The 18,501-nt window shown below is 41.7% G+C and carries 18 protein-coding genes; 11 read left to right on the forward strand and 7 right to left on the reverse strand.

Annotated features, from left to right (window positions below; genetic code table 11):
- Window positions 1-399 precede the first annotated feature (399 nt).
- From BM375_RS17320 to proS, 5 genes are all read right to left on the reverse strand, one after another.
- Window positions 400-753, reverse strand: coding sequence for a tetratricopeptide repeat protein (locus tag BM375_RS17320; RefSeq protein WP_212611652.1), 354 nt, complete (start codon window positions 751-753; stop codon window positions 400-402).
- A gap of 141 nt (window positions 754-894) precedes the next feature.
- Window positions 895-1,299 (reverse strand): hypothetical protein, encoded by a 405-nt coding sequence (locus tag BM375_RS17325; RefSeq protein ID WP_212611653.1) that lies wholly within the window; start codon window positions 1,297-1,299, stop codon window positions 895-897.
- Between the two features lies 1 nt (window position 1,300).
- Window positions 1,301-2,671, reverse strand: a complete 1,371-nt coding sequence (locus BM375_RS08220) for a sulfatase-like hydrolase/transferase (RefSeq protein WP_093365408.1) — start codon at window positions 2,669-2,671, stop codon at window positions 1,301-1,303.
- A 40-nt stretch (window positions 2,672-2,711) separates the two neighbouring features.
- The gene (locus BM375_RS08225; protein WP_093365139.1) at window positions 2,712-3,488 is read right to left on the reverse strand and encodes an NAD-dependent epimerase/dehydratase family protein; all 777 of its coding nucleotides are present in this window, start codon (window positions 3,486-3,488) and stop codon (window positions 2,712-2,714) included.
- A gap of 78 nt (window positions 3,489-3,566) precedes the next feature.
- Window positions 3,567-5,039 (reverse strand): proline--tRNA ligase, encoded by a 1,473-nt coding sequence (proS, locus tag BM375_RS08230; protein ID WP_093365141.1) that lies wholly within the window; start codon window positions 5,037-5,039, stop codon window positions 3,567-3,569.
- Window positions 5,040-5,270: 231 nt separating this feature from the next.
- On the opposite strand from proS, the gene BM375_RS17175 reads away from it, so the two are divergent.
- Both BM375_RS17175 and BM375_RS08240 read left to right on the forward strand, forming a co-directional pair.
- Complete coding sequence (locus BM375_RS17175; protein WP_170852622.1) at window positions 5,271-6,464, forward strand: hypothetical protein; 1,194 nt, start codon at window positions 5,271-5,273, stop codon at window positions 6,462-6,464.
- 60 nt (window positions 6,465-6,524) lie between these two features.
- Complete coding sequence (locus BM375_RS08240; protein WP_093365147.1) at window positions 6,525-8,057, forward strand: OmpP1/FadL family transporter; 1,533 nt, start codon at window positions 6,525-6,527, stop codon at window positions 8,055-8,057.
- Between the two features lie 75 nt (window positions 8,058-8,132).
- On the opposite strand, the gene BM375_RS08245 is transcribed toward BM375_RS08240, so the two are convergent.
- The gene (locus BM375_RS08245) at window positions 8,133-9,485 is read right to left on the reverse strand and encodes an NfeD family protein (protein ID WP_093365149.1); all 1,353 of its coding nucleotides are present in this window, start codon (window positions 9,483-9,485) and stop codon (window positions 8,133-8,135) included.
- 31 nt (window positions 9,486-9,516) lie between these two features.
- Here BM375_RS08245 and BM375_RS08250 point away from each other — a divergent pair, with 31 nt between their 5' ends.
- Genes BM375_RS08250 through BM375_RS08260 form a run of 3 tightly spaced genes read left to right on the forward strand, consistent with a single transcriptional unit; the run spans window position 9,517 to window position 11,846 of the window.
- Window positions 9,517-10,266 (forward strand): hypothetical protein, encoded by a 750-nt coding sequence (locus tag BM375_RS08250; protein WP_093365151.1) that lies wholly within the window; start codon window positions 9,517-9,519, stop codon window positions 10,264-10,266.
- 9 nt (window positions 10,267-10,275) lie between these two features.
- Window positions 10,276-11,181 (forward strand): DPBB and LysM peptidoglycan-binding domain-containing protein, encoded by a 906-nt coding sequence (locus tag BM375_RS08255; protein ID WP_093365152.1) that lies wholly within the window; start codon window positions 10,276-10,278, stop codon window positions 11,179-11,181.
- A gap of 20 nt (window positions 11,182-11,201) precedes the next feature.
- On the forward strand, window positions 11,202-11,846 hold the full coding sequence (locus BM375_RS08260) for a uridine kinase family protein (RefSeq protein WP_093365154.1): 645 nt from the start codon (window positions 11,202-11,204) through the stop codon (window positions 11,844-11,846).
- Window positions 11,847-12,067: 221 nt separating this feature from the next.
- Here BM375_RS08260 and BM375_RS08265 read toward each other — a convergent pair whose 3' ends face one another.
- Window positions 12,068-13,294 carry an MFS transporter gene (locus BM375_RS08265; RefSeq protein ID WP_093365155.1) on the reverse strand — a complete coding sequence of 409 codons (1,227 nt, stop codon included), beginning with the start codon at window positions 13,292-13,294 and terminating at the stop codon, window positions 12,068-12,070.
- Window positions 13,295-13,393: 99 nt separating this feature from the next.
- On the opposite strand from BM375_RS08265, the gene BM375_RS08270 reads away from it, so the two are divergent.
- The 6 genes from BM375_RS08270 (at window position 13,394) to BM375_RS08295 (ending at window position 18,486) form a co-directional block, all read left to right on the forward strand.
- Entirely contained in the window at window positions 13,394-13,831 is a 438-nt protein-coding gene (locus tag BM375_RS08270; RefSeq protein ID WP_093365157.1) for a hypothetical protein, read from the forward strand.
- A 13-nt stretch (window positions 13,832-13,844) separates the two neighbouring features.
- A complete protein-coding gene (locus BM375_RS08275) occupies window positions 13,845-14,492 on the forward strand; it encodes an SCO family protein (protein WP_093365158.1) in 648 nt (215 codons plus the stop codon).
- The gene (locus BM375_RS08280; protein ID WP_093365160.1) at window positions 14,492-14,923 is read left to right on the forward strand and encodes a c-type cytochrome; all 432 of its coding nucleotides are present in this window, start codon (window positions 14,492-14,494) and stop codon (window positions 14,921-14,923) included. The genes BM375_RS08275 and BM375_RS08280 overlap by 1 nt, the downstream gene beginning before the upstream one ends.
- A gap of 486 nt (window positions 14,924-15,409) precedes the next feature.
- Window positions 15,410-15,985: a TetR/AcrR family transcriptional regulator gene (locus BM375_RS08285; protein ID WP_093365161.1), complete on the forward strand. Its 576-nt coding sequence runs from the start codon at window positions 15,410-15,412 to the stop codon at window positions 15,983-15,985.
- Window positions 15,986-15,989: 4 nt separating this feature from the next.
- A complete protein-coding gene (locus BM375_RS08290) occupies window positions 15,990-17,321 on the forward strand; it encodes a TolC family protein (protein ID WP_093365410.1) in 1,332 nt (443 codons plus the stop codon).
- Between the two features lie 34 nt (window positions 17,322-17,355).
- Window positions 17,356-18,486, forward strand: coding sequence for an efflux RND transporter periplasmic adaptor subunit (locus BM375_RS08295; protein ID WP_093365163.1), 1,131 nt, complete (start codon window positions 17,356-17,358; stop codon window positions 18,484-18,486).
- Window positions 18,487-18,501 lie beyond the last annotated feature (15 nt).

An 18,501-nucleotide genomic window follows, 5' to 3' on the forward strand; every position in this document is an offset into this window, starting at 1 on the left:
TGTTGTTGTACAAAAAACAATAGACTTTATCGCTTTGCACATAGCATCCCTGTAAAATCACTATGACAACAGCAAAATTTGAATTGACTTATGGAAAATTCCAATACGCGATGCAAAAAAGCCTCCTATCATCAAGAAAAAGAGCATTGCACAGATATAAAATACAACAGAGCCGTTGTAAATTCTCTTCGACTTTGTTCTAATGTATGTTGTCTCTCCGGTGATGTGTGTTGTCTTTGTTGTATTGCATGTTGTCTTTATAGCAATGTATGTCGTCACTGTCTCCATGTTACGTACAATTTTAAACTGTAAATCATAATGTATAACAGGTTATTACCCATACCTCGGCGATGATATACGCCAAGAATTAAAGTACACATAAGACAGACACACAGAAACTTAATTATTCCTCAGTTGATAGGGATAACGCTCGTAAATCGCATTATCCTCATTGATGGTATAACCCTTTTTTCTATTCGCGATTGCTTCTTGTATCAATTCAGGAGCTTCCATATATCTTTCCGTATATGGAAGGCAAAACGCTTTATAATACTGTGCTTCCGAAAACTGCGGATATATACGTAGCACCCAATCGAATGTTTCTATCGCCTTTCTATATTCTTTCTTCTCATACTGAACAATCCCATAATAAAGCAATTCCAGATGATGCACGCCCTCTTTCCCCCACTTTGCCTCCATCTCATCCAGCTCTTCACGAAGCAATGTTTCCGCTTTATCATATTCATTTAACATACGGTGGCACAATGCCCTGTAAAAACGATAAGTATGATCCATAATATGGAGATTACCCTCCAAACGCTCACATTCTTCCAGGTCCGCAAGTGCTTCCCTATAAGTCTTAGCAAAAATACATTTGATAAAAGCCCGATACCCTTACCAGCTTTGACGATCATACTTTACCGCCTTATCAATATATGCCATACCTACTTCATATTTTCCAGCCTTAAACCAAGGCATGGCTTTTTGTTGCCACAGGTAAGCGATAGTAGAATCTTCTGCTAACCCCTTATCAATATAGTATTGCCATTCATGGTCAACGTAAGAATACGATCTAGCACTATCCACCAACCATTTATCGATAATAGCCTGTTGCTTTTCCTTATCCACTGATGGGCGTTCGGATTTTTCAGTCGTTGTGCCACAACTGCCAAGAAACAGCATTGCTATATAAGAAAGTAAAACATAGACTTCCGAAGTTTTCGAAATTTCGGAAGTCTTTAGAAACCTCCTTCTACCAAGAAGACAAAAAATGCCTCCCATATACAACAGGTTATTCATACTAATTCCCTTCTATATTGCCATCAAAGGCATCGAACAAACGTTTCAATTCCTGCGCTTTTTCCTCATATTCCTGCATAAGGTTTGTGCGTTCACTTGGGTCCCAAGCCAGGTTAAACAGTTCCTCAATCGCAGGATAAGGCTGTCCCGATATAGCATTCACACCTGCCGGAATCCGACGGTACTTCCACTCACCTACCCTCACAGCTTCTGCTTTCCCGTAATTCACCAAAAATATAGGCCGATGCTCAGCTGTCAAATCGGAAACTTCACCCCGCAACACCGCAGTGATAGATTGTCCATCTAAATCCTTTGTCGGCAAGGGTGCTCCTGTCCATTCGGCAAACGTAGGCAATATATCCAGATTACTCAACGGTTGACGAATGACTTTCCGCTTACCCACATACGCTTCCGGACCATACACAATCAATGGCACGCGCACGCCGCCTTCATACGTTTCGGCTTTCGAACCACGGAAAACACCCGCCGTACCTACATGCCAGCGACGCGTTTCACCGTCATCCGCCATACGTTGTGGATAATCAATCCACGGCCCATTATCACTGGAAAACATAAGGATCGTATTTTCTGCCAAACCTTGTTGCTCCAGGACTCTCCACAATGCAGCGATATACTGATCCAGCTCCAGCATCACAGCACCTAAAACCCCAGCCTGCTGCTTATCCATAAAGCGATTATGCGTATTGGCAAAAGCCAAAGGAAGATGAGGAAAATTATGCGCATAGTATAAAAAGAAAGGTTGCTCTTTCGATTGCTCCTGTACAAATTTCACAACCTGCTCATGATACAGCCTACTTAAGTCCGCATCATCCGGAGCAGTAACGGCAACGCTTTTATTCTGAAATAGCTTTATCGTTGTGTCCGTGCGCACATACGGGTTCCTGTAATCATGGCTGTAGAGCATACCGTAAAAATAATCAAACCCATGTGCATTTGGATGAAACTCAGGTTTGGTATCGCCCAAATGCCATTTCCCAACCAACCCTGTGCGGTACCCAACTTTCTTCAACATGGTTGCTATGGTTTCTTCATCTGCAGGCAAGCCTTGTGGTGCTCCCGGTCCAATAGGTGCAGGCAAATTATAACGGGAAGCATAACGCCCCGTGAGCAAAGAAGCACGAGAAGGCGTGCACGAAGGTGTCGTGACGACATAGTTGGTTGCACGCAATCCGGCATGCGCCAAGGAATCCAAAAAGGGCGTTTGTATATTCGGACTTCCATAACTACCCAAGTCAGAATAGCCCAAATCATCCGTCAGGATAAAAATAATATTTGGCTTTGATGTCTGCGCGTAAAGATCGGCAGCCATAAGGAAAAACACAATATATAGGAGTCCCGTTATTCTTTTCATGCACATTTGCTTATTTTGTTTAGTTACACCGACTAATATATCAAAAATCTAAGGGCGACGGATACAAGAATGTATATTGTAACGCGTTTTCTACTTTTCGTCCGGAAACAGTCTTCTGAAAATCAGCTTGCTTATCAAAGCTCACAGGCAATGCAAAGCCATATTTCTGCGCCGAAGACAAAACAACCTCCTTCTTTAAAGGATGTTCTGGCGTTACAATATTATAAAATTCCCCAACAGGTAGCTTTTTAAACCCTTGGTCAAGGATTTCAAGCACATCCCGCAGATGTATGAAATTAGCTAGTTGCTGACCAATAGCACATATTTTATTTTCAAAGTACTTGGCTAACACTCTATTCTCACCAAAAAGCCCGCCTAACCGATAGATTATCGTATGAGGCAATACACGCATATACTCTTCTGCCAATGCCAGGTTGGAATCGGTTAATATCGTTGATTCTTCATCAAAAACGCCATCAATATCGGGATAAATCCCTATAGAACTGAGAAAAATATGCTTACGATAAGAAGTATTGCCCAATACCTCCACCACACGCGCAAAACGTTGCTGTATTTGTTCAGCAGACAATCGTCTTATAGCAGGCACACTATTCAGCACATAATCCACCTCTTGCGGAAAATCTGAAGGATTGACAGGTTGGTCAAAGTCACATAATATAGCAAAAATACCAGCATCTTTCAGACGCTGGTATTTTTCTTCTTTGGTTGTTGTTGCGTATACACGATGCCCTTCTGCACAAAGTTTAGCAGCAAAAGCCTCACCTATCCAACCGCAACCTAATATCAGAATATTCATTTTTTCTCAGTGGTAAGCAGTAAGTGATATGTTGTCAGTCTATTTACCACTGAGAACTTATCACTTACCACTAAATACCTAATACGCTTTTGCGAAAAGCACACGTTTTGTCGAAGGTTTCCCTGTAAAAATACAAGTTCCGGCTTCTTCCTTTGCATCCAACGGGATACAGCGGATAGTCGCTTTGGTTTCTTCCTTCACTCGTTTCTCGGTTTCTACCGTGCCATCCCAATGACAGGAAATAAAGCCCCCTTTACTTTCTAACACTTCTTTAAATTCGTCATAAGAATTCACTTCCGTGATATTTTCCGCACGGAAATTCAATGCTTTTTGGAAGATATTATCCTGAATGACATCCAAAAGATTGCCAATAGTATCTGCTAAGCCTTCCTGAGCAACAGTTTCTTTGGTCTGTGTATCACGTCTTGCCAGTTCCACAGTTCCGTTTTGCATATCGCGTGCACCTACTGCCACGCGCAAAGGCACGCCTTTCAATTCCCATTCCGCAAATTTAAAACCAGGGCGTTGTGTATCACGGTCATCATATTTTACGGACACGTCTTTTCCTTTCAAGTCAGCCGTCAATGCATCCACAAAACCATCAATCTGCGCTTTTTCTTCGTCTGTTTTATAGATCGGAACGATAACGACCTGAATAGGAGCCAATTTAGGCGGCAATACCAAACCCTGATCGTCCGAATGCGCCATAATCAAAGCGCCCATCAAACGGGTTGACACCCCCCATGAAGTAGCCCAAACGTATTCTTGCTTACCTTCCTTGGATGTAAATTTCACATCAAAAGCCTTAGCAAAATTTTGTCCAAGGAAATGTGACGTACCAGCTTGCAAGGCCTTACCATCCTGCATCAGCGCCTCAATACAATACGTATCCAATGCACCTGCGAAACGCTCATTTTCAGTTTTTCTTCCACGAACAACAGGCACTGCCAAAGTATTTTCTACGAAATCAGCATAAACATCCAACATTTTTTCAGCCTCTTCAATAGCTTCAGCCTCTGTCGCATGGGCAGTATGCCCTTCTTGCCACAAAAATTCCGCTGTACGTAAGAACAAACGCGTACGCATTTCCCAACGCACAACATTCGCCCACTGATTCACTAGAATCGGTAAATCGCGGTACGACTCTACCCAGCCCTTATACGTGTTCCATATAATCGTTTCCGATGTCGGACGCACAATCAATTCTTCCTCCAATTTGGCATCCTCATCCACGATAATGTTACCATTACCGTCATTTTTAAGTCGGTAATGTGTCACCACAGCACATTCTGTCGCAAAACCTTCGACGTGGGAAGCTTCTTTGGAAAAGAAAGATTTCGGAATAAACAAAGGAAAATAAGCATTGGAGTGCCCTGTCTCCTTAAATCTTTTGTCCAGAATCGCCTGCATACGCTCCCAGATACCATAGCCATAAGGTTTGATAACCATACATCCTCGAACGGCAGAATATTCTGCTAAATCTGCTTTTATCACCAAATCATTATACCATTGTGAGTAATCCTCACTGCGGCTCGTTATTCCTTTTCCCATTGTTTGTCTTTATTTCTGGAACAATTATCGTAATTTTTATATATCAATCACAAATACTTTAGCCTGCACTAAAGTTTTATTTATATTTTTGAAAAAGCGGTTAAACCCTTCTTACAAAAGTGCGTCTAAGATAGTAAAAAGACGTGTATTAACGAAAGTTTAACGATATATAGCGGTTATCGACCAATGAAAAGGCGAGCGACTGAAATAGGAAAAGAAAACAGTAAACAGATGAAAACAAACAGATTATTATTCGGAAGTCTAACATTAGCAGCAATATTTGCCCTAAGCTCATGTTCGACAAGTAGGCAGGTTGCTTACAAAGATGATGTGTATAATAATCAGTCCAGAGCTCCTCAGGATTATCAGAGTCCGGATTATTATTACACCGATGGCGGACAAGGGGAACAATACGCTGAAAACGACTACTATGCTGACGAATATACCGACGGTGAGTACGTAGAAGGCTATGAATATGACGACAATCTGGAATATGCAAACCGCATCAACAGATTTTATTACGCCACACCCGGCATGGGTTACTACGACCCGTGGTTTGATCCATGGTACGGTTATTCTGGCTTCGGTATGGGATTTGGCATGAGCTTCGGATGGTCTAACTGGGGCTGGGGACGCCCAGGCTGGTCAATGGGCTTCGGTTGGGGCTCTCCATATTACGGCTTTGGTTGGGGTGGTTACCCTTATTATGGAAACCGTTGGGGTGGATACTACGGGTATGGAAATCACTGGGGATATAACGCTTGGGGACATCCATTCTATGGATACAACAATTACTATTATGGAGGTGGTCACTATGTAGGAACGAACAGATACCGTGTAAGACCTGCAAACTCGTCACCACGTTCAGCTTACCGCGATGGCTACAACTCTCGTGTTAGCAGCTCATCCCGCGTACGTAGCGGCACAATAGCAAGAGATGCTAACGGACGTATTGTTTCCGGTAGAACTGCAGACCGTACAACAGTTGGAAGCTCATCCAGAACAAGAACCAACACAAACGGGACAGTTTCCCGCGGAACGAATTCACGCACGACTGTCGGTAGAACAAGTGATTCACGTACTCGCGTAGGAACAACAAATACGACAAGACGTCCAACAGTGGGCACAAACCAACCAGCTACCCGTTCAAGAGTCGGAACAACTCCACAACGTACGCGTACGCAACAGGGGTCTAACATGGGAACAAGCAGACCGACAACACGGCAAAACACAACGCCTACAAGAACAACAAGAGGTTCTTCTGCAGCACCAACACGCAGTTCGGCTCCTGCAAGAAGCAGCTCTGGTTCATCTTACACACCTTCACGTAGTTCTGGCGGAAGTTCAATGTCCAGCGGAGGCGGTGCTTCCAGAAGTTCCGGCGGCGGAAGCAGTAGCCGTTCAGGAGGTTCATCAAGAAGATAATATTTTTATAGTAAAGACGCGATTAATCGCGTCTTTACATCTATATACACAATTAATTATATGAGATTAAAAAATATACTATTCACGTCGTTATTTGTTTCAGGGATTGCATTTTCTGCACAAGCGCAGTTTATAGGAGATGCTTTGACTTTTTCACAGGAGAACAACCGGGGTACGGCACGTTTTAAAGCTATGGGAAATGCCAATAGCGCATTGGGTGGCGACTTGAGTTCTATTTCTGGAAATCCTGCTGGTTTGGGGTTCTTCGGACAATCCGATATATCCGTTACCTTGAATTATAACAATGCTAACAACAAAGGCTCTTTCTTTGGCACGAATACGAGCCGAAACAAAGGTCGTGTAGGGGTAGACCATGCAGGCGTTGTATTTCACTTCCCTACCAATCAAGGTTATTCTGGCTGGCAGAATTTTAACGTAGGTATTAGTTACGAAAACACCAATACGTTCACGAATAATGTTCGCTATGAAGGAATAAATCCCAACAGTTCGATTGTAGAAGATTATGCACTGACAATAAATAGCAATCCGAACAGCAACTTTACACAGGACATGTATTATTCTTACCTTGTTGAGAAGCATTCAAACACGGGCAACACCTATTTCCCTGTTGTCAAGGAGAATTTTGCAAAAGAGCAGATTAGTGATATTTTGACAAAAGGTTACAACTCCCGCACAGCTGTAGCTTTTGGTGCGAATTACAATAACAAACTTTATATCGGGGCTAATTTAGGATTTGCTTCTTTCCGATATGACCATTCGAATCAGTTCTCTGAGTTTGGGATGACAAAAAACAGAAGTGAAATTCTGGCAAACAACCCCAATTCTACTATTGCAGATCCAACACATCAGGACTACGACTATGTGGAGGCGAATTACGACCTATTGGATGATTATTATCAGCTGACCGAAGGAAGCGGAATCGATTTCAAAATAGGTGCTATCTTCAAGCCTACCGTGGACTGGAATATCGGTGCAACAATCGCTTCCCCTACCTGGTATACCATAGACGATTACACCAGCAGCTTTAATGATGTCATCTATTTCGATCCGAACGACCCGAACTGGGAATCGTCATTTCAAACTCCGGAAGAGCAAACAGAAGACAGATACCGCTTAATCACTCCTTGGAAATTCAGCTTAGGTGTATCCAAATTCTTCAGTCGTGGTTTGTTATCTGCTGATGTAGAATATGTAGATTACAGCAGTACAAAATTGAGAACCATCGGCAATCTAGACACATCATTAGAAGCAGATTGGGATGCAGACATGAAAGACGCTTACCAAGGTGTTGTTAATGTACGCGTGGGAGGTGAAGTCCTTCTAACCAATACCATTAGTGGCCGTGCCGGCTTCAACTATTACGGCAACCCATATAAAGGCGCGGACAACACGCAATATAGCGGAAGCTTAGGATTGGGTGCGAAATTAAGTAATACACTTTACCTGGATCTGGCCGTTGTACATTTAGTAAATGATTACAAGGTTTCTCCATACGCAACGGCTAATGCACCGATTGCGGACATCAAACACCAACGTACAAATGCCGTATTGACATTGGGTGCGAAGTTTTAATAAAAGAACTTTCTATATCAAAAACAAGGGGGATGCAGCTACATCCCCCTTATTTTTGATATAACACCTTTACACTTACACTTTCGGTTTATCCGACAGCTTCCGTACAAAGAGATTATAGTTCTCGTGCTTCTCCACGTATACTTCCTCTCCCGCATCGATAAAACCATCTAAAGCCACCGCATCATACCACACACCGTCAATCTCTATTTTACCCGAAGGCCGCAATACCGTACGAGCAACACCATTCCGATTAAGGAGATTCACTTTGTGCTGTGAAGAGACATAGCCACTCTCCGCAGTTTGCTCGTCCTCAAGCACCAAACGCTTGAACGCTCTTGACCGTAAAATATTCCGTCCAAAAATCACCATTAGGATAACGGTCAGCACCATAGCCCCCGTTACAATTATAAAAGAGTTCACTAATAATCCAGGTTGTGTTAATTTAAAATCTAAGAAATCATTGTCGACCATCGAAAAAGCCAAGCCACAGAGTACCATAATTATCCCCAGAATGCCCGCCACACCAAATCCAGGTATAACAAACACCTCCAAAGCTATTAGAATAACACCTATTACAAATACGGCAATTTCCCAATTATCCGCCAGACCTTGTAAATAGAGTGGTGCAAAAAACAGTGCCGCACAGGTCAACGCTACGACCAGTGCAAACCCAATACCAGGTGTTTGCAACTCAAAGTAGATTCCTCCGATAATTCCCATAATCAATAGACCGCTGACGATAGGGTTAATCAAAAGTGCGATGATCTTATCTATTGCGGTCACTTGATGTTGCTTCACATCGCTCCGAGAAAGTTGTGCCTGTTGATACAATTCATCCAGATTATTGACCTCTGCCTTTACTATCCCAGCTTTCACCGCTTCGGACGAAGTCAATGTCAACAACTTTCCGTCTGGTTTGAAGTCCGGAACGGAGACTTCAGGATCAACGAAAGCCTCAGCGATACGTGGATCACGATTTTTGGCCTCGGCAGTTGCCCGCATCAGTCCTCTCATGTAAGATTGGTACTTTTCCGGCATGATTTCTCCTTGTTGATTGACTACGCTCGCTGCCCCCAGACTCCCCCCTTTATGCATATAAATATCATCCGCAGCCAACGAAATCAACGCCCCAGCAGATGCCGCATTATTATTGACATAAACAATGGTTTTCATCGTTGAACTGAGCAATCGCGAACGGATAGAATCAGCAAAATTCACGGCACCCCCAAAAGTATTGAGCTCAATTAAAAAGATATCAGCCCGTTCCTTTACGGCTTTTTGATGAGCAAGGTTAACCGTCCGCCATGCATTCGGTCCAATATCTTCCTTGATATCCACCTTGTAGACTTGCTGAGCCACAGCGATGTTCAGCAAAGCACAAAAACCAATAAGCAAAGCCCGAATGCTTTTCGTAAATTTGTCCATATAGATCGTATTTGTCTTATCCGTTATTCGAATGATTAAATATACAATAAAAAAGGTATTTGATAAAGCTTTCCCCTTGGAAATTTGGAAAATAGCCGTCGATGCCGAACAAGAACATATTGCTATAGAAACGCGAGATATAGAAACCACATGGCCCTATATTTACATATTGGATTTTCAGGGAAATATTCTTTTAGAGCATCATCCTCTTGAAGAAAAAAGCTGGACGTTAGACAATATACGCCAACATACCGTGGTCTTAAAAGCCGTTGGTGATTCCAAACCCGTAAAAGAAGGAATCATCCTTTTGGATCTTCACGGAAAAGAGAGACTATATTTGTCGGACTTTATACTCTTGGAAACTTATCAGCAATATATTAAAGTAAGGCACCGCAGTTTTCAGTCTGGCTTTGAGAAGTATATAAATCTTTCGGAGCACGACAATCTTAGCATAGGTGATGAGGGGCTTGATCATTATGGCGAAGAGATAGAACTACCTCTTCCCTACCCTTATCAACGGCCGGCCTACCTCGAAGCAAGAGACATCGAAGACATACTCTGGGTTAGCAGAACACAAGACAAAACCCTGTGGGCATACCACGCCAAACGAGATGGCCAATACACATTAAACCTTTGCGTAGCTAATACATCCAACATCCTGAGCGAACAACCGTTAATAAGTGGTATGTCCAAAATGCTTCCTCAACCCTTTTTTCAGGTCAGGAATCAAATTTTTCTAATGTCATATAATAAACGGGAAATTGTTTCGTATTTAGTATAATTGCAACATATGAAGAAATCGAGTAATCTTTTCAACCCAATCAAATGGGGAATATTGAGTATATTCTGTACACCACTTTTTATTTTTGCCCATACGGAAACAACTGTTGAACATTCCTTCGTTCCTTACACTACCCCAGATTCTGTAGGTACGGAAATTATCAATGGCGAGGTATACATCATCCATGAAATAGAGCGAAAGGACACCTATTATGCTTTAAGCCGACGTTATAACGCTCCGGTAAATGGTATTATGGCTGCTAACAATAAGAAGAGCCTGAAGCCTGGAGATAGAGTGAAAGTCCCTACTGGAAGAAGACCTGCGCAAGAAACATCAACGCCTGTGCAAATACCAGTTGCACAATCCCAAGAGCAAAACCCTGTATTGACTGAATATAAAGTCGGGAAAAGTGAAACACTCTTTGCAATTTCAAGACGTTTCAACACCACTGTTGAACAAATCAAAAAAATGAACAATCTTAGTTCTGACACGGTCAAGGAAGGGCAACTAATCAAAATCCCCAATTCCGACTATGTAGAACCAGCTCCGGTTGTAGCAGCTCCTGTTATTATCGAAAGTCCTGTTGCAGAAGATCTACGTGATTTGGGATTTGAAGCCAATCGTTACGGTATCCGTGAAAAAAAAGAAAAAGGTATAGGCGTATGGATAGATAATCTAGAAAGTGATGGCAAAAGTAACTTGGCCTTACACCGTACCGCGCCTGTAGGCACAATTCTTAAAATTACCAACCCGATGACCAAAAACGTTACGTATGCAAAAGTCGTTGGAAAATTCACGGATAATGCTGAGACACATGATGCTATCGTTGTTTTATCAAAATCGGCGGCTTCGTATATCGGTGCGATAGACAGAAGATTTTTGATTGAAATTGCATATGGCGTACCTTTGCAATAATTTTAGCTAATTTTGCACCGATGAACAAACCGTACGTTATTGGCATAGCCGGAAGCAGTGGTTCCGGAAAAACATTTTTTTTAAAAAGCTTTTTGAATCATTTTCTCCCGCAACAGGTCACCCTGATTTCACAGGATGATTATTATATTCCGGCCAATACCAAAACGCAGGAAGAGAATCGCTTGTACAATTTCGATTTGCCTACTGCCATTAACCGCAAAGATTTCTATCAGGATATCAAACAGCTTTTTGATGGCAAAACAGTATTCAAGGAAGAATATACATTCAATAATCCAGCCTTAAAACCGAAAATATTAGAAATTAAACCTGCTCCTATCCTTATTGTTGAGGGGTTGTTCATCTTTCATTACGAAGAGGTCAACGAACTTCTGGATTTTCGGATTTTCCTAGATGCGGAGGAATCTGTTGCATTGGAAAGAAGACTACGCAGAGATCTAATAGAACGAGGCTACGATCATGACGATGTTATGTACAAATGGGAGAACCACGTAGTACCTTCTTACCAACAGTATTTATTACCCTACAAACCGGAAGTTGATTTGGTTATCATTAACAATACCGACGACCCGAAAATCATTGACGATGCAACACACAGCATTTCCACAGATCTAAAAGCAAAAAAAATCGACATCAGTATTATTTAAAATAAATCTAAACAACTATCTTTGTACCAGAAAGAGGAGTTGATAGTGAACAATTTAGATTTTAATACAGATAGCAATCCCTTTTTGGATGAAATCCGAAAAGGTTTTAAATCCAATACCGATATAGACTGCTGTGTGTTCAAAAAATGCTGCAAGAAATACAAGGATGGCAAACGCTGCAAAAAATGCCCGAAGAGATAGTTTGTGTATTTAATGGTTAATCAATCTTTCTCTACGTAATTCAAATCCTTATTAAAACTTTCCTGTAGCTGCGATAACGCAAACACCGCTATCAGGGTTAAACAAGCTGTGACCACCATAGCAGCATTTAAAATTCCCATGGAAGGCACCAATGCCCCATAGATCATCGTTGAAGGTATCAATGCTCCGCGCACGAAATTTGGTGCTGTCGTCGCTACAGTGGCACGTAGATTAGTACCAAACTGCTCTGCAGCTATCGTGACGAATGTTGCCCAATAGCCGACTCCTATCCCCATCAGGAAAGCCAGCACTAGAAATTTACCTTCCGTTATACCTGTACTCGTAAGGTAGGTAATCGAAAATATCAAAATCAGCACCTGGCATATCAACACGACTTTCCTTCTTGACTTTAACCATTGCGCCAGCACACCGGCCATAAAATCCCCCAACGAAATACCTAAATAGGTGAACATGACACCTTTTCCCGCGCTCAATGGGTCGGTAGATTGCAAAGCTTTCCCTATTTCCGGCGCTTGCGTTACCAATACGCCTACCACAAACCAAATCGGTAAGCCGATGCACAGACAATAGACATAGCGCAGGAATCGTTCTTTATTGGTAAACAACATCCAGAAATTCCCTTTGACCACATTTTGCTGTGCCTGCTTTTGGAACAATCCGGATTCAAACGTTCCCACACGCAACAAAAGCAGTAAAAGCCCCATTCCTCCGCCTACAAAATAAGCCGTCCGCCAATCAAACCATTCTGAAATAAAATAGGCCAATATTGCTCCTAAAACACCAACTCCGGCAACAATCATTGTCCCATAGCCCCGCTTGTTCTTAGACATACTCTCGCTTACCAGGGTAATTCCAGCTCCCAACTCCCCCGCCAAACCTATACCTGCAATAAAGCGGACAATACCATAGGTCGTTACATCCTGTACAAAGCCATTATAGATATTCGCCAAAGAATAGAGCAATATAGATCCGAAAAGAACTTTCAATCGTCCGAACTTATCTCCAATAATACCCCAAATCACCCCACCTATCAACAATCCAGCCATCTGCATGTTGAGCACATATTCACCTCTCGTACGCATATCAGTCTCAGGAATGCCGATATCCTGAAAAGATTGTACACGCACAATGGAAAAGATAATAAGGTCGTAAATATCGACAAAATAGCCCAGTGAAGCGACGAGTACCAGTACCCATACGCGTTTAGATTGTAGGTTGCTCTCCATAACTTATAGTTCCGCTACCAATTTACAATCTTTTGGATTTATTACAAGAATAAAACATTCAAATTCCCCAATACCGGGCGATAATTGTACTTTTGTATTATGAGAAAGTTATTTTTTATAGCCCTTGTAGCTTCATTCACTGTAATGGCGTGTCAGAACAGCAAAACAGAAAACAACGAAGCTGCTGATTTAGCCAAACAAGCCATCGATATACACGATGAAATCATGCCTCAGATTGCACTATTTGATAGACGAACAGTACTGATAGACTCGCTATTGGGTGATTTAAATGCAATTAAGTCACAACATCCAGATGTGGATACAGTACAACTTCGCGAGCAACTTAGCCAACTCAAAATCGACTTAGAAATCGCAACCGATAATATGATGCTGTGGATGCGTGAATATGAAAAAGATAGTACTGATGTTAGTTATCAAGAGCAAGAAGTTCAGCACATGATGGCCATGAAAGCGCAGTTCCAGAAAGTCACTAATGAAAGTGACAGCATATTACCCAACATAACGCAAGAAAAATAACACCCCCCCCATAATGAGAAACAATTTGTTATGTGCATTCGGTTTAGCCATAGCCTTTTTGGCTTCAGGTTGTTCTGATTCCAAGACGAATAAGCGATTGCCCCACATTGGCAACCACAGTACAACGGAAAAAGTTGTTGATGGCAAAACCGTTATCGATACAAACTATTATCAAGTTCCAGAGTTTCGTTTCCTCAATCAAGACAGTGTATATATTTCCAGTGCAGATTTTGCCGACAAGATATATATTACGAATTTCTTTTTCACCCATTGCCCGAGTATCTGTCCAACTATGCAACGGAATCTTTTGCAGGTGTACGAGAAGTATAAGGATGACAACCGGGTGGCATTCCTCTCACATAGCATAGACTTCAAGTATGATTCACCGAGCGTATTAAAATCCTATGCTGATAAATTAGGTGTTACCAATCAGCAATGGCAATTTGTAACAGGTGAGAAGAAAGACATCTACGGAATAGCAGATCATTATTATGTGTATACCAAGGAAGACGAGTCTGCTCCTGGGGGGTACGACCATCAGGGCTATTTGGTTCTTATCGATGGCCAGCGACACATTCGCGGAGCCTATGACGGCACCAACGATGAGCAGGTAAAACAGCTTTTCGAAGATTTAGCCATCTTATTGGAAGAGAACAAATAATGATAAACAGGGCACACACATTATCGATCATCAGCATACTCTTCAGTGTGCTGATGATTGTTTTTTCCTGCCAACCCAACGTCAGTATAGAAACAGCCCAATACGCCGTCAATGGACAAAAGTTATATGTAACCCATTGTCAAAATTGCCATGGCGCTAAAGGGGAGGGATTGGGTAATCTATATCCACCGCTAACCGACACAAATTTTCTTAACCAGAATCGAGACAAATTGGCCTGTATCGTTAAAAACGGTTTGTCGGGAAGTATTGAAGTTTCGGGTAAGATTTACGACACCGAGATGCCAGGGATTCCGGAGTTAACTCCTGTTGATATTGCCTATATCCTGACTTACGTAACAACCTCTTTCGGCAACAGCACTACTACCTATACACAAGAAGAGGTAAAGAAAAGTTTGGGAGAGTGTTTGTAAATATTTTTATACCGTAGGGGTGTATCGCATACGCCCTTTTGAATCTTCTTACAAAAATCATCCCTCCTATCCTTAGATTTAGCGAAGCGTTCGCCTTCCTGTCGCAAGCTTTTATAGCTTGTGACTGAAATAAATCAAGTTTTCAACTTGGTTGTATCAGCAAAGTTGAAAACTTAGGCTATTTATACTCACAAGTTACGCTTCGCTATAACTTGCGAAAGGATGGGGCATTATACACAGTTTATAAAGTTAGGGACATAAAAAAAGGTTTCCAAACGGGGAGAATGGAAACCTTAAACTAACCAATTATAAACCTAAATTATGATGACACAAAGATAAAGAAGAAAACAATATCCTGCAAGAGCAAAAATGTTTTAGCAGCAGATTTAACAGAAACTTAACATTAGAAACCTCTTTCTTCCACGCTTATTTTATAACAAATATTTGACATAGCAAGCTCGTAAATTTCATTACATTTGCAACCGAATGAACATTCAATTGCACAACAAAAAAGAAGCTATCTTCGAAAGTACCTTGCATCTTATCTATGAATATGGATTTAGAGGTACCCCCATGAGTCAGATTGCCAATCATGCAAATGTTGCTACTGGTACCATTTATCATTATTTTGCTTCAAAAGATGAACTGATTCTGGAACTGTTCAAATACTGCCGTGAGCAGACTAATGAACATATTTTTTCCGTAGATAAGAATCTGCCATATAAGGAACGCTTCTTCTTCATTTGGAAACGATTGGTGGCCTATTATTTGGACCACAAAGAAATTTTCAGATTTGTAGAACAATTTTATTCTTCTCCCTATTTTGCCATTATGCAATCCAGCCAAGACCCCAGTTATTATGGTGTGGACAAGTTGCATCAGTTTTTTGAAGAAGGGGCAAAATCCGGGATTATCAGGGAAATGAATTTCCCGACTATTGTCTCAGTCTATATAGGACCGGCAACCTCCTATATTAAGAATATCAGCTATGGTTTTTGTAAAATGACCGATAGCGACAGAGATAATATCATTGAAATAATTTGGAATGGTGTTAAAAAATAATAAAATGAGATTTAAAAAACTTGCTATCCTATTTATGGCCTCTTTCGGTATAGGGCAGCTTTATGCCCAATCTGGCGCTGAGGGTCAACAACTAAACAACAATGCCACGTTAACAGATTTGATTGACTATGCACTGCGCAATAAAATCGAATTAAAACAAGCTGACATTGATAAGGAAATCGGGGAGCGTGAAATTGCATCAGCACTTTCTGGCTGGCTTCCACAGATCAATGCTACAGGTAACTATATCCACAACATTCAATTGCCGACTGCAGTTATTGCAGGAAACACCATTACGATGGGACAAAAGAACACCAGTATGCTCACTTTTCAGGCGGACCAATCCATCATCAGTCCGCAATTGTTCCAAGCATCCCGAGCTGCAAAATTTGTCCGTGAGCAGAATAATTTGAACATCGAAAGCACGCGGATCAATACAGTAGTGGATGTAAGCAAAGCTTATTATGACATATTAACCTCTGAGGAGTCCATCAACATCATCAACGAAAACATTGCTCGCTTGGAACGCCAGTATACAGAGGCTAATTCCCGCTATGAGGTAGGGTTAGTAGACAAAACGGATTATAAGCGTGCACAAATCTCCCTCAACAATGCCCGAGCACAGCTAAAATCGGCCAATGAGATCCGTAATTATAAATATGATTACCTTAAAATGCTATTGGGGATGCCTACGTCGCGTCCTTTGTCCCTATCTTTTCAGAATCAGGACATGGAAGCCTCTATCCTATTAGATACCACCGAAGTATTGAATATTGCAAACCGCGTGGAATTCAAGCAAATGCAAACACTGAAAGATCTACAGAAGTTGAACACACAATTCCAACGTTGGAATTTCTTACCGCGCGTAGGGGCTTATGCCAACTATGGACTGAATTACCGTAATGACAAGTTCGGTGATCTCTATAGAGATAATTTTCCAAGTTCATCTGTGGGGTTGACGTTATCTATGCCGATCTTCACTGGAACCAAGCGTATTCAGGAAATTCGCAAATCCGAACTTCAAGAAGAGCGCTTAGATTGGGATTTAATCAATTTAGAGAACAGAATCAGTACAGAATATTCTGCAGCGATGGCCAGCTACCGAGCCAACATGACGGAATGGCGCAATGCAAAAGAAAACATGGAATTATCAGAAGAGGTATACAATACTATCAAACTGCAATATGATGCAGGTGTAAAAACCTACTTAGAGCTAATGACTGCAGAAACAGATCTAAAAACAAGTCAATTAAACTATTTGAACGCACTTTATGCTGTATTATCCAGCAAATTAGATATACAAAAGGCATTAGGTACAGTAGATATCACAAATTAACAACAACCTTTATCAACATAGAAATATACAGAATATGAATAAGAAGCATTTACTTTCCGCACTATTAATAGGCTCTGCAATCTGCTGGCAATCCTGTGGGTCAAAAGACGGAGCTAAGCAACAGCAAGCTGCTCCGGGTGAAATGGCCATTCCGGTATCAACAGTTACAGTTGAACAACAGATTGTCTCAGGAATTAAAAGTTATCCGGCAACTGTAGTCCCTTTACAGGAGACAGAGATCCGTGCCGAAGTCAGTGGATATGTTACCAAAATATACGTAGCCGATGGAGCTTTTGTTTCTCAAGGTCAATCGCTTTACGAAATTGACCGAGTGCGCTATCAAGCTGCTGTAGACCAAGCAAAAGCAAATTTAGAAATTGCGAAAGCGAACCTAGACCGCGTAGAGAAAGACTTACAACGTTACCAGACTTTGGCAGAAAAAGATGCGATTGCCAAGCAGACTTTGGACTATGCTACTACGGACGTAAACAACCAAAAAGCACAAGTTCAAGCAGCTCAAGCAGCTTTAACTACCGCACAGACAAATCTACAACGCGCTATTATCAAAGCTCCTTTCTCAGGCGTAGTAGGGATTTCCCAAGTACGTAACGGTGCATTGGTAAGTCCTGGAACTACTTTGTTGACGACTATCAGTGCCATTGATCCTATTGCCGTTGAATTCCAGATTTCGGAAAAAGAGATTGCTGAGTTTTCTGCTTACCAGTCTGGCAAAGCCTCTACAGAAATTAGCGTAGCGTTGCCTGACGGAAGTATTTACGACAAAGCCGGACGCGTTGCAACAATGGACAGAGCTGTGGACCGCACAACAGGTACTTTGAAAGTTCGTGCCACATTTAACAACCCCGAAAACACATTACGTGCAGGCATGAACCTCACTACCAACGTTATAAGTGCTTCTTCTTCCGAACAACTTATTATCCCTTTCAAGGCTGTACGTGATGAATTAGGTGTATATAATGTTTTTGTAGTGAACGACAGTAGTCGTGCGGAACAAAAGATGGTACAGTTAGGCTTAAAAGTCGAGGATAAAGTGGTCGTAATATCAGGTGTCGAAGCAGGGCAGAAAATTGTCGTTGACGGCATTATGAACGTACGTAGCGGAGCAAAGGTAGCTGAAAAACCAACAGAACCGCAGACTAAATAATCGTGAAGTTGTAAA

Source organism: Sphingobacterium wenxiniae, assembly GCF_900116225.1.
Classification (GTDB): domain Bacteria; phylum Bacteroidota; class Bacteroidia; order Sphingobacteriales; family Sphingobacteriaceae; genus Sphingobacterium; species Sphingobacterium wenxiniae.